Genomic DNA, 13,509 nt, shown 5'->3' on the forward strand with positions numbered 1-13,509 from the left:
GGCTGACGCCGCGGGGCCCGGNGCACCGTCGNCCGACGGTGCCNCNNCNCCCTGTTCGACGGTGCCGACCACGACCTTGCGCGTGCGCCGCATCGCGAAGGTCACCTCCTCGACCTCCTCGTACGACTGCTGCACGACGCGGGTCCCACCGCCTCCGCCGGGCAGCACGCGCGCCACGATGGGCGGCATCAGCGGCCGGACGAAGCCGGCGATCGTCCGCGCGGCGTCGTCGAGCACGGGCGGCACGAACGGGTTGGGCCTGCGCTCCACCTCGCGGGCCGGGATCGCCGGAGCCGCCTCGTCGACCCGGGCCGGCAGATTCGTCTCGTCGGGCACAGCGGCCTCCTCGGCGGGCTCGGGTTCGGTCGTCGTGAGCGGGATCTCGCCGGTCGGCGTGTCATCGGCGGGCGGCTGCCCCGCCGCGGCGAGGCTGGCGGCCTCCGCGGCNGCGGCGATGGGCAGGAAGTCGTCGTTCACGGCGGGGATCTCCTGTCGGTAGCGCCGGGCGGTCACCGCGACCGGCTCGAACCCGGCGGCCTCCAGCGCCGCCGCGCCCGCCGCGGCGCCGCCGAGGGCGGGCAGCAGCTCGGTGGGCCGGTCGTCCGCCATGGCGAGCTCGACGCGGCGCTCGTGATCGCGCCGCTCGATCGCGAGCTGCGCCGCCGCGGCGAGCCGCTCGCTCTCCAGGTCCCGACGGTGCCGGATGTCGCGGACGGTCTCGCCGCGCCACAGCCGCAGGAGCAGCGGCAGCAGGGCGAGCACCGCGCAGACCAGGTCCACCGCGATCCGGAGCGCGGCGGCGGGCAGCGAGTGCGCGGTGACGCCGTTCAGCGCGACCCAGCGGGCGCCGACGCCGTCGCCGGCGCCCGCGATGGCGTCCTGCCGGGCGACGGCGACCTCGGTCCGCGCCGTCGCGACGCGGGCGTCGCGGCCGGGCGCGTCCTTCGCCCGGGACGCGGTCGCGCGGTCGAGGTCGGTCTGCGCCGCGGCCAGCCGCTCGTTCGCGGTGCCGGCCTCCGGCCCCCGGCCGGGGACGCCGGTGATCGACGTCTGCGGGCACGCGGGGCCCGGCCGGTACTCGCAGCGGGCGACGACGAGCGCCTGGTCGCGCCGCGTCGCCGCTTCCGCGACCGCGCTGTCGAGGGCGGTCCGGTCCGCACGGGCGGCGTCGAGCTCGGCCTGCGCGGCGCGCACCGCGGGCGCCGTGCCCGCGGCGCGATCGGCGTCCGCCCGGAGGCGATCCTCGATCGCGCCGCCCAGCGCGAGCATGGACACGAGTTCACCTACGACGAGCCCGACGAGCACGGCGACGGCGAACCTGCTCGGGAGGGCGGCCCGCCGCCCGGGGCCGGCGATCGCGACGCAGATCGCGCCGCCCAGGACGGCCGCGAGCAACGCGAGGACGAGCACCGTCGTCATGTCGCCTCCTTCGCCGCGATAGAACTCGGTCGGTCTTCTCTCACACGAGAATCGCAGCCCGCCGCGCCTCGCGCCCAATCGTGTGGCGGCTCTCACAGCGCGAAGTACCCATCCCGAACGGGTAGTCCTACTCATCCGCAGCGCTGGCCCGGACGGCACGCTGAGTCCATGACCACGATCACACCGGCACCCAAGCCGACCGCCGCCTTCTTCGTCCAGTCCGCGATCGCGTTCGCCGTCTCCTCGGGCAGCCTGCTCGTCGGCGCGTTCTACCTGCCCATCGACACCTGGCAGCGGGGCTTCCTGCTCGTGGGAGCCCTGTTCCTCATCACCAGCACCTTCAACCTCGCGAAGGTCGTCCGCGACCAGCAGGAGGCGAACAGCGTCCGCGTGCGCGTCGACGAGGCCCGGATCGACAAGCTCATGGCCGAGCACGACCCGCTGCGCGCCGTCTGATCCGGACATCTCTAGCTGCTCCGGACATCTCTAGCTGATCTGGACATCTCTAGACCGCATGGTCTATGTTTAGACCATGCGGTCTAGAGAGACGTTCACCTCGGAGCAGCGGCGCGCCCAGCTGGTCGACGCCGCCATCGCCGTGATCGCCGAGAACGGCTACCCCGCGGCGTCGGTCGCCAAGATCGCCGAGCACGTCGGCATCGCGAAATCCGTCGCGCTCTATCACTTCCGCACGAAGGACGAGCTCGTCGCCGCCGTCACGACAGCGGTCTTCGCCGCCGCGGCCGGGTACATCGTCCCCGCGATCGCCGCGGCGGACACGGCAGCCGACAAGCTCACCGCGTACATCCGCAGCAACACCGCCTTCCTCGCCGAGCACCGCGCGGAGACGGTCGCGCTGCGCGAGATCGCGACGTCGTACCGCTCGGCCGCGGGCCGCCGGTTCGACGAGGCCGTCACCGAGGACGTCGCCGCGAACCCTCCCCAGGGGGACCTCGCCCTTCTCGACCCCGCCGCGATCTTCACCCTGGGCGTCGCGAGCGGCGAGTTCCGGCCCGACCTCGACCCCGTCCGGGCGGGGTCGGCGCTGCGGGGCGCGCTCGACGGCGCGGCGTCCGACCTCGCGCGCCTGGGAGCTATCGGCGTCGACTACGACCCCGTCGCATACGGCGAGACGCTGGTCGAGATCTTCACCCGCGGGGTGCGCGCATGAGGACCGCGATCCTGGCCTTCGGCACCCGCGGCGACGTCGTCCCGCTCACCGGACTGGCCCGTCGCCTGCGGTCGGGCGGCCTCGACGTCGTGCTCGCCGCGCAGGAGCCCTACCGCGCCGAGGTCACCGGCGCCGGCGTCGAGTACGCGCCGCTTCCCAAGGACATTCGCGCCGAGACCCTCGCCTCCCCGGCCGCGCAGGCCCTCGTCGACGGCCGGGCGATGCGGCCGTCGAAGGAGTCCTTGGAGGAGATGCGCGAGGGCCTGCGCGGCGTCGGCCAGGCGATGGCCGCCGCGGCCGAAGGCAGCGACGTGCTGTTGCTCGAAGGCCCCGTCGGCGCGCTGCTGGGGCGGCACGTCGCGGCCGCGCTGGGCGTGCCCAGCGCCGGCGTGATGTTCCAGCCCGCCTCCCCCACCGGCGATTTCAGCCCGCCGGCGCTCGGCGTCCGCTCGTACGGGCGCCTCGGCAACCGATTCGCCTGGTGGGCGGGCGGTTTCGCCGAACGCGTCTGTGCGCCCGTGATCGCCGAGCTGCGCCGCGACCTCGGCCTGCCCGTGAAAACCACACGCGCCGAACGGGCCCGGGACTGGCCGGTGCTCCACGCGTTCAGCGAGCACGTCCTCCCGCGGCCCGCCGACTGGCCCGCGCACGTGCGCGTCACCGGCTATCTCCGCCCCGAGCCGGTGGGCGCGGTGAGCCCGGACCTGCAGGCCTTCCTCGCCGACGGTCCGCCGCCCGTCGCCGTCACGCTCGGCAGCACCGCGACGGCGCAGGGCGACACGCTGTCCCGGATCATCACCGAGGCCACCGCGGCGGCCGGACTGCGCGCCGTCGTCCAGCGCGGGTGGGCCGGCCTGGCGCCGACGGGCGACCACATCAGGGTCGTTGACGAGGTACCGCACGCGCTGCTCTTCCCCCACTGCGCGGCGGTGATCCACCACTGCGGCGCCGGCACCACGGCTGCGGCGCTGCACGCGGGCGCACCGTCGGTCCCCGTGCCCGGAATCATGGACCAGCCCTTCTGGGCCCGCCGCCTGCACCGCCTGGGCGCGGGCACCGCCCCGCTCCCCCGGCACTCGCTCACCGCCGACGGGCTGACGGAGGCGCTCCGCACCGTCGGGCAGCACCGGCCGGCGGCCGAGCGCCTGGGTGCCGTCCTCCGCGCGGAGGACGGCGCCGCCTGCGCCGCCGCCGCGATCACCGACCTGTTCCACTCGAGTTAGGACGCTCTCGTCGTCTTCGCCACGCCGGTCTCCGCGGGCTGGTTCTGCGCCATGATGGAGCCATGACCTCCACGATGCGCGCGCAGCGGTTCCACGCCGAGACGAAGACCGTCACCGTCGAGGACGTGCCGATTCCGGAACCCGGCCCCGGTGAGGTGCTGGTGAAGGTGGCGTTCTGCGGCATCTGCCACTCGGACCTCAGCCTGATCAACGGCACGTTCCCGGCGATGCTGCCGGAGGTGACGCAGGGACACGAGGCGTCGGGCACCATCGCGAAGCTCGGCCCCGGCGTCACCGGATGGGCCGAGGGCGACCGGGTGATCGTCGCCGCCGGCCGGCCGTGCACGACCTGCCCCGACTGCCGGCGCGGGAACACCGCCGACTGCACGCAGGTCGAGATCATGGCGTTCGCCTACGACGGGGCGTGGGCGGAGTACACCGTCGCCCAGGCGGCCGGGCTGACGCGCGTCCCGGACAACGTCCCCCTCGAGCAGGCGGCGATCCTCGCCGACGCGGTCTCGACCCCGTACGGCGCCGTGGTGCGGACCGGGAAGGTCGGCATCGGGGAGTCCGTCGGCGTGTGGGGCCTCGGCGGGGTCGGCACGCACGTCGTGCAGCTGGCGCGCCTCGTCGGCGCGGCGCCGATCATCGCGGTCGACATCAACCCCGCGGTGCTCGAGCGGGCGCTGGACCTCGGCGCCGACCACGCCTTCGACTCCCGCGACGAGCAGCTCGGCGCGAAGATCGCGGAGGTCACCGGCGGCCGGGGGCTCGACGTCGCCTTCGACGCCGTCGGCCTCAAGGCGACGTTCGAACAGGCGCTGAGCCACCTCACCGTCGGCGGGCGCCTGATCTCCGTCGGGATGAGCGATCAGGAACCGACCGTCGGGTCCACGACGATGCTCGGGCTGACCAAGAAGCAGGTGCTCGGCCACCTCGGGTACAAGAACATCGACATCGAGACCCTCGCGACCCTGGTCTCGCTGGGACGCCTGGACCTGTCCCGCTCGATCAGCGGCATCGTGCCGCTGGAGGACATCGCCGCCGGGATCGAGCGGCTCGAACGCCACGAGGGCAACCCGATCCGCCTGCTCGTGCAGCCCTAGAGCACCCCGGCGAGGTCTCCGCGCAGCGAGTCCAGCGCGGGCGTGGCGCGCGGCGTCATCGCGCGCCACGCATCGAGGATCCGCAGGCTCTGGTCCGCGTGGCGGACGAAGTGGTTACCGGCGAACTTCGGGAAGTCGAAGGGCGCCGTCCGGCAGAGCTGCCGCAGCACCGCACGGACCACGACCGGGGGCGGCGCGAAGGCGGGCAATCCGACGTCCGCCCGCATCGCCTCCGCCATCGCGCGACCGGGACGGCGCAGCCGACGCAGGAAAGTCGGCCAGTCGCCGCCGACGATCGCCAGCTCCGCCGCGTACGGCACCATGAGCACGCCCACGGCGGCCGCGGCCTTCGCGGGCGCCCGCCCGATGACGGTCGGATACTGCGCGGCGAGGCGCTTGGGCAGGTCCCGCGAAGACCCCTCCACCGCGACCGCGGAGAGGGCGGGGGTCAGCGGCGGCACCCAGTACTCGGCGCGGGTCTCGATTCCCCGGGAGGTCGCGAAGGACAGCAGACCCGGTGCCAGCGTGACGACATCGGCCTCTGGAAAGGTCCGCTGGGCGATCGCCGCATCGCCGATGACGGGGCTCGTGACGCCGACGACCGTCGGGCGGGCCGCGATCAGCGCGCTCACCGTGGCAGAGTCGAGCTCGCCGGGCGCGGACGTCAGGATCGCCAGGTCGACGGTGCCCGGCTCGACGTCCGCGTAGCGCACCACCGGGACGTGCAGCACGTCGCCACCGGGGCCGACGGCGGTGAGGACGGCGCCGTCCCTCCGCGAGGCGGCGCGCACGTCGGCGCCGGTGCCCGCGAGCAGCGCGCCCGCCGCCGCGGCAACCGCCCCGGCACCCTGGATCAGGACCCGCCTGCTCTCACTCATACCCCAGTCATACCCCGGCGTCGCCCCGCAGGCCGCTCGCCCGCAACACCTGCCGCTCGACTCCCGCACGCAGCGCCTCCTCGCCGCCGACGAGCCGCACCCGCTGCCGGGCGCGGGTGATGGCGGTGTACAGCAGCTCGCGGGTGAGCAGCCGGGACTCGGCGGGCGGGATCACCACGGACACGGCCTCGTACTGGCTGCCCTGGCTGCGGTGGATCGTCATGGCGTAGACGGTGCGCACCGCGACCAGCTGATTCGGGTACAGCAGCGCCACATCGGCGCCGCGCGCGAACGCCGCCCGCAGGTCCGCGGGGTCGCCGTCGTGCGCGATCACCACGCCGACGTCGCCGTTGTAGACCTTGGTGTCGTAGTCGTTGGCGGTCACGAGCAGGGGTTGGCCCGCGTACCAACCGAAGCCGCCGCGCACGCCCGCCCACTCCTCCGCGAGCTGCGCCCACCGGGTCACGCCCGACGGGCCCTCCGAGTGCGCGCACAGCACCCGGTGCAGCTGCACGCCGGTGGCCGCCTCGGCCGCGACGCCGCGCTGGGCGGCGCCGACCGTCACCGCGCTCGCCCGCTCCACATCGGCCCGCAGGCCCGCGAGGTCGTCGGAGTCGCACCACTCGATGGCACCGTCTCCGCCCGCACGCGCCAGCTCGACCACGCGGTCGGCATCGCCGCGCCGCACCGCGTCCGCGAGGTCCCCGAGCGCACCCGCGAACCGGCGCCCACGCTGCAGCCGGACGACCCCGCGGGCGGCGTCCGCCAGCTCTCCGGCCTGGAGCGGCGCCTCGTGCTCTCCCGCGCGCCCGGCCTCGTCCGCGAGCAGCGTCTCGAGCTCGGGCGACGGTGCGGTGGTCACCCCGCGCGCGACGAGGTCGCCGAGCACCGCGCCCGCGTCGACGGAGGCCAGCTGGTCGGGGTCGCCGACGAGGATCAGCCGCGCCTCGGGCCGGAGCGCCTCCAGTAGCCGGCACATGATCGTCAGCGAGACCATCGAGGTCTCGTCGACCACCACGACGTCGTAGGGCAGGTGGTTGCCGGCGTCGTGCCGGAAGCGGCTGGCGTTGCCCGGTTTGAAGCCGAGCATCCGGTGGATGGTCTGCGCGGGGATGTCCCGCGGGAGCCCGAGCGCCGCTCCCTGCGTGCGGACCTCGCCCGCCAACTGGGCCGCGGCCCGGCCGGTGGGCGCGGCCAGCCCCACGCGCAGCTCCGGACCGTGCTGGTCGAAGAGCAGGGCCAGGATCCGTGCCACGGTGTAGGTCTTGCCCGTCCCGGGTCCACCGGCGAGCACCGTCGTCTGGCCGAGGACCGAGGCCGCCGCCGCGAGCCGCTGCCGGTCCGGCCCCGGTTCGGGGAAGCGCTCGAGCAGTCCGCGACGCAGCCGCGCGGCATCGACCCCGGGCGCGGCGCCGGCGCGGGCGTCCAGGATCGCGCGGACCGTCTCCTCCTGCCGGTGGTAGCGGTCGAGGTACAGCAGTTCGTCGCCGACGAGCCGCAGCGGGCGCAGCGGGCCCGACGCGGCGCCCACCACGAGCGGGCTGCGGCGCAGACCCGCCAGCACGGCGTCGTGCTCGGGCCACGGCAGCGCGGCCACGTCGATCTCGGCCTCCCCGTCGACCGCGACGTCGCGCAACCGGGAGAGTTCGAGGCACACGGACCCGAGCCGCACGGCGCGGGTGGCGAGCGCCGTCGCGAGCAGCACGGCCTGGTCGGCCTCGCCGCCCAGCCGGCCCACCGTGGCCGCGACGTGCACATCGGCGGGACCGAGCACGCCCGCCTCGGCGAAGGTCTCGAGGAGGGTCTTCTCGGGCGTACTCATGCCGCACCTCCCGCGAGTGCCTCGGAGACCGCGACGACGAGCGCCGCGGGCGGCTGCCACTCGAAGACGCCCGCGCCGGGGGGACTCTCGGGGCCGATCATGGCGCGGACGAAGTGGTACTGCACCACGCCGAGGTGCGTCTGCGGCGCGTAGCCGGGCACGCGCCAGGACAGGAAGCGGTGCAGCGCCACGGAGTACAGCAGCGCCTGCAACACGTAGTGCGAGGAGATCATCTCCCGCGCCATCGCCGCCGCGGTGTAGTCGGCGGTCGTCAGATCGCCGCGCGCGAGCCGGTTGGTCTTGTAGTCGACCACCGTGAACCGCGGGCCGTCCGGCGTCGCGACGCGCAGCACCGAGTCGATGCTGCCGGTGAGGTACCCGCGCAGCGCGGCGCCCGGCACCTCGCGCAGCCGCTCCGCGTACGGCGCCAGCGGATCGCCCGGGGGCAGGTGCTCGTCGAGCAGGTCGGCGATCGCGCCGAGCGTCGCGGCGCGGGCGTCGTCGTTCTCCGCCAGCGGCAGTTCGAAGTCCAGCTCGGCGAGGTGGTCCCCGGGCGCGACCTCCGCGAGGGTGAGGTGCGCGAGATCCCCGGTGCCGAGCGGGGTGTGCAGCACCGCGACGAGCGCGGCCGCGACCTCGGCGGGATCGTCCGGGGTGGCCCCGTACTCGGCCGCCTCGCGGCAGCGCGCGAGGACCTCCGCCGCGAGATCGGGCGCGCCGGTGTCGACGTGCTCGAGGATCTCGTGCACGAGGGTGCCGAAGACGGCGCCGCCCGACAGCCCGTTCATCAGCGACGACGGTGCGTCGCCGGGCGCGGCCGGTGCGTCCATGGGCTCCTCGGTCGGCTCGTCGTCGGTGACGGGCTCCTCCGGCTCGCTGCCGGTGTCGGGGGCGGCGTCCGCCGGTCCGTGGGCGGCGTCGGCGACGAGCGCCGAGTAGCTGGTGCGCCGCCACGTGGGGTCGATCCGGCGGGCGGCGCGGCCGAGTTCGAGGGCCGGGTACGCGCGGTCCTCGGGGCGCCACGGAGCCGGCTTCGGCGCCGCGAGGTCGACCGCCTCGATCGAGACCGCGGCCGCGACGGGCGCGGCCCACTCCCGCAGCCTCGGCCCCACGTCGGCATCGCGCGGGATCGGCGCCTGCGCGGCGGGCACCCGGCCGCCGCCGACATCGCCGGAGAACAGCAGCCGGTGCAGCGGGGAGCTGCGGGTGGTGGTGCCCGGCGCCCACCACAGCACGAGCCGCGACTGCGCGCGGGTGGCGCCCACGTAGAACAGGCGCAGTTCCTCGCCCGCCGCCTCCTTCTGGGACACGGCGTACCGGTCGGCGTAGCCCGGCGCGTACTCGCCGCCCACGTCGATGAGGCGCTCGCCCTTCTCGTCGTGGAAGACGAAGGTCTTCTTGCCGCCGAAGGACCCGTCGTCCCAGCCGAAGGGCAGGTACACCACCGGGAACTGCAGTCCCTTGCTCGCGTGCACGGTCATGAGCTGGACCGCGGCGGTATCGGTCGCGAGCCGCCGGGCGGGGTCGGCGGTGCCGCCGAGGCCCGGGTCGGCGATGCGGTCGGCCAGCCACCGGGTGGCCGCAGCCAGGCCGAGTCCGAGGGTGACGGTCGCGTGCTGCACGAGCTCGGCGACGTGCCGCAGATCGGTGAGCACCCGCTCGCCGCCGACCCGGCCGAGCAGCCGCTCGTCGAACCGCGAGCGCGTGGCGAGCGCGTCGAACATCGCCGCGAAGCCGGAGCGGGCGAAGATCCCGGCGAGCGTGCGGAGCCGGCCGCTGATGGCGGAGACCAGCTCGTCGCCGCGTTCGTCCAGGTCGCGGGCGGTGAACTCGAAGAGTGGGGTGAGCGCCGCGAGGCGGGCGCGGTCGCTCCGGCCGGGGTTCTCCAGGGCCTGCAGCACGCGCAGCCAGTCGACCGCGGCGGCCGTCGTGAAGACGCTGGCGCCGCCCGCTGCCACGGCGGGCACGCCGTGGTCCTGCAGCAGCGACTGCAGCTCGGCCACGTGGGCGTTCTTGCGCACGAGCACCGCGACGTCGCCGGGGCGGAGCGCGCGGCTCTCGCCGGGGGCCGTCTCCAGCTGCTCGCCCGCGGTGAGCGTGCGGGTGATGTCGGCGGCGGCGTCGCGCAGCACGGCGGGGCGGACGTTCCGGACGTACGGCGTGCCGGACTGGGTCTTCGGGCCGAGGCCGTTCGATCCGAGGTGCCGCAGCCGCAGCGGCGCTCCGCCGGGGAGCCGCGACGTCGCGCGGTGCGCCTCGACGGCGCCCGCGACGATGAGCGGATCCCCCAGCGCGACATCGCCGTACAGGTACTGCAGCGCGTCGACGAGCGGCGCGTCGGAGCGGTGGTTGACGGTGAGCGCCTGATGCCGGTCCGCGGCGGTGGCGGCGCTGAGGTAGCTGTAGACCTCCGCGCCGCGGAAGGCGTAGATCGCCTGCTTCGGGTCGCCGACCAGCACGAGGGTGCTCGTGCGGTGGAACGCCGCGTGCAGGATGTCCCACTGCACGGGGTCGGTGTCCTGGAACTCGTCCACGAGGACCACGGAGTAGAGCGCCTGCAGTCGGGTGCACGCGCGGTGCCCGTGCACCCGGTCGGTGAGCGCGTCGCGCAGCAGCCCCTGCAGGTCGTCGTAGTCGCGGAGCCGACCCATCCGCTTGCGGCGGTCCACTTCGCGGCGCACGATCCGCGCGTAGTCCACACGCAGCCCCGTTTCCGAGCCCGGCTCCGCGTCGGCGGGGGTGATGTCCGCCCGCGGGTTGGCGACCACGGTGCGGGCGTAGATCAGGGCATCGGCCAGTGGGAAGGGCGCGCGCTCGCGGCCGGCGAACATGCCGAGATAGACGTCCTCGGCGACCTCCTGGACGAGGTCGTCCACGTCCTCGACGAAGGTCGCACCCGGTTCGAGATCACCCGCGAGGCCGAGCGCGTCGAGCATGCGCTGGCAGAAGCCGTGCGTGGTGGTGATGGTGGCCGCGTCGAAGTCGGAGAGCGCGGTGACCAGCCGGCGGTGCCGGGCCGCGATCTCGGCGGGCTCGCCGGTCGCGAGGTGACGGATCAGCTCGTCGGCGGATCCCGCCGCCGCGCCGGGGTCGCGCAGGGCCCGCTCGACGGACAGCAGTCGGGCCCGGGCGCGCTCGCGCAGCTCCTGCGTCGCCGCGCGGGAGAAGGTGATGAGCAGCATCTCCCCCAGCTCCGCGACGCCCTCCGCGACGTACCGCGCCAGCAGCCCGACGATCGCGTACGTCTTGCCGGTGCCGGCGCTGGCCTCCAGGACCGTGGTCGTGGGCCCCGCGGGCAGCGGGCCCGTGAGCTCGAAGGGGACGGCGCCGAGCACCGGTTCGCGTGCACTCATCAGGTGGTCTCCTCACAGGCGAGGATCGGCACCCACAACCGGGCGGCGAGGGTGCCGAACCGGCTGCGCTCGAAGGAGAAGTCCATCTCCCCCTCGTGCGGCCGGCCCTGCGCGTCGGCGAAGGCGTTCTCCCCCAGGGCGAACCGGATCGAGCGGTCGGTCGTGTCGCCGAAGGCGTCGTCGAAGGCCCGCTGCGCGGCCTCGGTCGCGGCGGCCTGATCGTCGCCGTTCTGGCGCCGCTCCGCGTACAGCGCCGACGCCTGCGGGAACAGTGGCAGCGGCTCTCGCAGGCCGCGGTCCCGCAGGTCGACGAGCGCGCGCAGCACGGCCGTGGGGTCCGGCGGCACCTGCAGCCGCGAGGTGAGCACGCCGCGGAACCGGGCCCGCCCGATCGCGACGGCGGAGACCCCGTCGTTGCCGGCGCCCGCGAGCGCCAGCAGCGCGATCCACGCGGCGATCCGGTGCTTCGGCGCCAGCCGCGAGAACGAGGCGCGGACCACCCCGCCGGGCCGGACGGCCGGCACGGAGCCGACGAGCCTGCGCCCGTCGCCGACGTCGACCGTCACGTCGACGGTCGACGCGGCGCCGGTCATCAGCGGCCCGGCGACACGGGAGAGCTCCGCGACGGTGGCGCCGATGTCGCCCAGCACGGCCGAGCCGAGCGCGAAGGGCGGGAGCGTGCCGCGGCGCACCTCGGCGGCCGCGAACTTCTCCGGCGGCACGCCGGCCAGCGCCGACGCCAGCATCCGCTCCCCGATGTCCCACTTCTGCAGGCCGTCGGGCGCGATGGTCAGCGCCTCGGCCAGTTCCTCGTCGGCGTCGGGCACGGTGAAGCCGAGGCGCTGCCGCAGGAAGGCCTTCACGGGATGCTCGCAGAACCGCACCAGCGCATCGAGGTCCACGTCCTCGACCGCGGAGGCGAGCAGCGGCGCCGCCAGGAACGGTTCGGGTGGGGCCGGCGGCGCGAGGGCCGCGACGGCGCCCGCGTAGGCCGCGGGGTCGAAGGAGAACGGCGCGTGCAGCCCGAACGCCTCGGGCTCGAAGTTGACGGGATCGAAGGGCTGCAACGGATGCCGGAACTCCAGGCCCGCGGCCGCCGGGTCGGCGAGCAGCGCCTGCGCGGCGTCCCGCAGCTCCGAGGCGGGCACCGCGGGCGGCCGGCGGGTGCCCTTGACCGGGTCGGCGCCGGTGTAGAAGACGAGCAACCGGTCGCTCGCGCTGGTCACGGCGTCGAGGAAGAGCTCGCGATCCTCGGCGCGCGGATCCCGCTCCCCGACGCAGGGGGTGCGGCCCAGCACGTCGTCGCCCGAGTAGCGGGTCGAGCGCGGGAAGACCTCGTCGTCGAGGCCCAGCAGCACGACCACGCGGTGCGGCACTGACCGCATGGGCACCAGCGTGCACACCGTCAGCTCGCCGGTGCGGAAGTTCGCGCGGGTGGGCTTGGCCGAGAGCCGCGAGCCGAGCATCGCCCGGACCTCGGCGAGGGTGAGGTCGCGGTCGGCGCCGTCGCGCAGCGCCGCGGTGAGCTCGCGCCCGGCCTGCGTGACCTGCCAGGAGTCGGCGGCGGGCACCGCACCCACCTCGCCGAGCAGCCGCTGCAGGGACTCGGCCCAGGCCCGGGCCGAGCGCCGGCCGCGGCTGTCGGCGGCCGCCCGTGCGAGTACGGCCTGGAACTCGGCGAAGCGACCCACGAGGTCTATGTCGGTGGAGTCCACGTCGTCGAGCGGCAGGCCGAGGCCGAGCCACTCCCCCGCGGATTCGTCGGCGACCACGCCCAGCACGATGCGGTCGAGGGCGGTGGCGAGGGTGTTCTGCGGGAAGCCGCCGAGGCCGTAGCGCTCGCGGCCCGCGGCGTCGAGACCCCACCGGGCGCCCGACGGCCCGGCCCACGCCCGCAACCGCTCGATCTCGGAGTCGCCGAAGCGGTATCGGCGACGCACCGGCTCGGTGGCGGCGAGGTCGAGCACCTGGGCCACGGTGGCGCGGCCGTCGGCGATCTCCAGCACGGTCACCAGGGTGTCGAGCAACGGGTTGGTGAACCGCAGCGCGCGGTCCGCGAGGCGCACCCGCAGCCGCTGCGCCGGGTGCACCTGCTCGGCGCCCGACAGCGGCTCCGGGGCCGCGGCCCCGGCGACGGCCTGCCCGAACGCGGAGCGGATCAGCGGCGCGTAGGTCTCGATGTCCGGGCAGGTGACGAGCACGTCGCGGGGCTGGAGCGTGGGATCGTCCTCGAACAGCCGCACCAGCCGCTCCCGCAGGACCTCGATCATGCGGGCCGGGCCGTGGCAGGCGTGGAACTCGACGGAGCCGTCCGGCACGTGCGCCCCGGCCAGCGGAGCGTCGTCGGCGACCGACGCCTGCAGCGCACCCAGGAGCGTCGCGGGTCGGGCCGGCGCCGGGTGGTGCAGGTCGGCGTCCGCGAGCGGCGCGACGCGCTGCTGCAGCTCGCGGGCCTCCCGGCCGAGCGAGGCGAGCAGCGGGTTCGCCGCCGGCGCGGCCGCGATCCGGGGCACCGGGGCGGGCACCGGGCCGGNCGN

The 13,509-nt window shown here is 75.3% G+C and carries 8 protein-coding genes and 1 pseudogene; 4 read left to right on the top strand and 5 right to left on the bottom strand.

Annotated elements, in window-relative coordinates:
• Positions 1-448: 448 nt before the first annotated feature.
• Positions 449-1,554 (bottom strand): annotated as a pseudogene (locus ACNAYW_RS21505) (DUF4407 domain-containing protein); the annotation flags it as partial.
• Between the two features lie 33 nt (positions 1,555-1,587).
• On the opposite strand from ACNAYW_RS21505, the gene ACNAYW_RS21510 reads away from it, so the two are divergent.
• The 4 genes from ACNAYW_RS21510 to ACNAYW_RS21525 all read left to right on the top strand — a co-directional run bounded on the left by ACNAYW_RS21510 (position 1,588) and on the right by ACNAYW_RS21525 (position 4,919).
• Positions 1,588-1,875, top strand: a complete 288-nt coding sequence (locus ACNAYW_RS21510; protein ID WP_415851676.1) for a YiaA/YiaB family inner membrane protein — start codon at positions 1,588-1,590, stop codon at positions 1,873-1,875.
• A gap of 76 nt (positions 1,876-1,951) precedes the next feature.
• Entirely contained in the window at positions 1,952-2,590 is a 639-nt protein-coding gene (locus ACNAYW_RS21515) for a TetR/AcrR family transcriptional regulator (RefSeq protein ID WP_415851677.1), read from the top strand.
• The gene (locus ACNAYW_RS21520) at positions 2,587-3,813 is read left to right on the top strand and encodes a glycosyltransferase (RefSeq protein WP_415851678.1); all 1,227 of its coding nucleotides are present in this window, start codon (positions 2,587-2,589) and stop codon (positions 3,811-3,813) included. The genes ACNAYW_RS21515 and ACNAYW_RS21520 overlap by 4 nt, the downstream gene beginning before the upstream one ends.
• A gap of 62 nt (positions 3,814-3,875) precedes the next feature.
• Positions 3,876-4,919, top strand: coding sequence for a zinc-binding dehydrogenase (locus ACNAYW_RS21525; protein ID WP_415851679.1), 1,044 nt, complete (start codon positions 3,876-3,878; stop codon positions 4,917-4,919).
• Here the strand turns inward: ACNAYW_RS21525 and ACNAYW_RS21530 are convergent.
• From ACNAYW_RS21530 to ACNAYW_RS21545, 4 genes are all read right to left on the bottom strand, one after another.
• The gene (locus ACNAYW_RS21530; RefSeq protein ID WP_415851680.1) at positions 4,916-5,797 is read right to left on the bottom strand and encodes a hypothetical protein; all 882 of its coding nucleotides are present in this window, start codon (positions 5,795-5,797) and stop codon (positions 4,916-4,918) included. The two genes, ACNAYW_RS21525 and ACNAYW_RS21530, sit on opposite strands and share 4 nt — an antisense overlap.
• A gap of 7 nt (positions 5,798-5,804) precedes the next feature.
• On the bottom strand, positions 5,805-7,619 hold the full coding sequence (gene recD, locus ACNAYW_RS21535) for an exodeoxyribonuclease V subunit alpha (protein ID WP_415851681.1): 1,815 nt from the start codon (positions 7,617-7,619) through the stop codon (positions 5,805-5,807).
• Positions 7,616-10,972, bottom strand: a complete 3,357-nt coding sequence (locus ACNAYW_RS21540; RefSeq protein ID WP_415851682.1) for a UvrD-helicase domain-containing protein — start codon at positions 10,970-10,972, stop codon at positions 7,616-7,618. The genes recD and ACNAYW_RS21540 overlap by 4 nt, the downstream gene beginning before the upstream one ends.
• A partial coding sequence (locus ACNAYW_RS21545) for an exodeoxyribonuclease V subunit gamma (RefSeq protein WP_415851683.1) occupies positions 10,972-13,505 on the bottom strand: 2,534 nt, incomplete at its 5' end. The genes ACNAYW_RS21540 and ACNAYW_RS21545, both read right to left, overlap by 1 nt.
• Positions 13,506-13,509: the final 4 nt, after the last annotated feature.

Source organism: Tsukamurella ocularis (genome assembly GCF_965138335.1).
Classification (GTDB): domain Bacteria; phylum Actinomycetota; class Actinomycetes; order Mycobacteriales; family Mycobacteriaceae; genus Tsukamurella; species Tsukamurella ocularis_A.

Coding starts and splice junctions, on each gene's coding strand:
- ACNAYW_RS21540 (WP_415851682.1), bottom strand. CDS start 10,972: ATGAGTGCACGCGAACCGGTGCTCGGCGCCGTCCCCTTCGAGCTCACG.
- ACNAYW_RS21515 (WP_415851677.1), top strand. CDS start 1,952: ATGCGGTCTAGAGAGACGTTCACCTCGGAGCAGCGGCGCGCCCAGCTG.
- recD (WP_415851681.1), bottom strand. CDS start 7,619: ATGAGTACGCCCGAGAAGACCCTCCTCGAGACCTTCGCCGAGGCGGGC.
- ACNAYW_RS21530 (WP_415851680.1), bottom strand. CDS start 5,797: ATGAGTGAGAGCAGGCGGGTCCTGATCCAGGGTGCCGGGGCGGTTGCC.
- ACNAYW_RS21525 (WP_415851679.1), top strand. CDS start 3,876: ATGACCTCCACGATGCGCGCGCAGCGGTTCCACGCCGAGACGAAGACC.
- ACNAYW_RS21510 (WP_415851676.1), top strand. CDS start 1,588: ATGACCACGATCACACCGGCACCCAAGCCGACCGCCGCCTTCTTCGTC.
- ACNAYW_RS21520 (WP_415851678.1), top strand. CDS start 2,587: ATGAGGACCGCGATCCTGGCCTTCGGCACCCGCGGCGACGTCGTCCCG.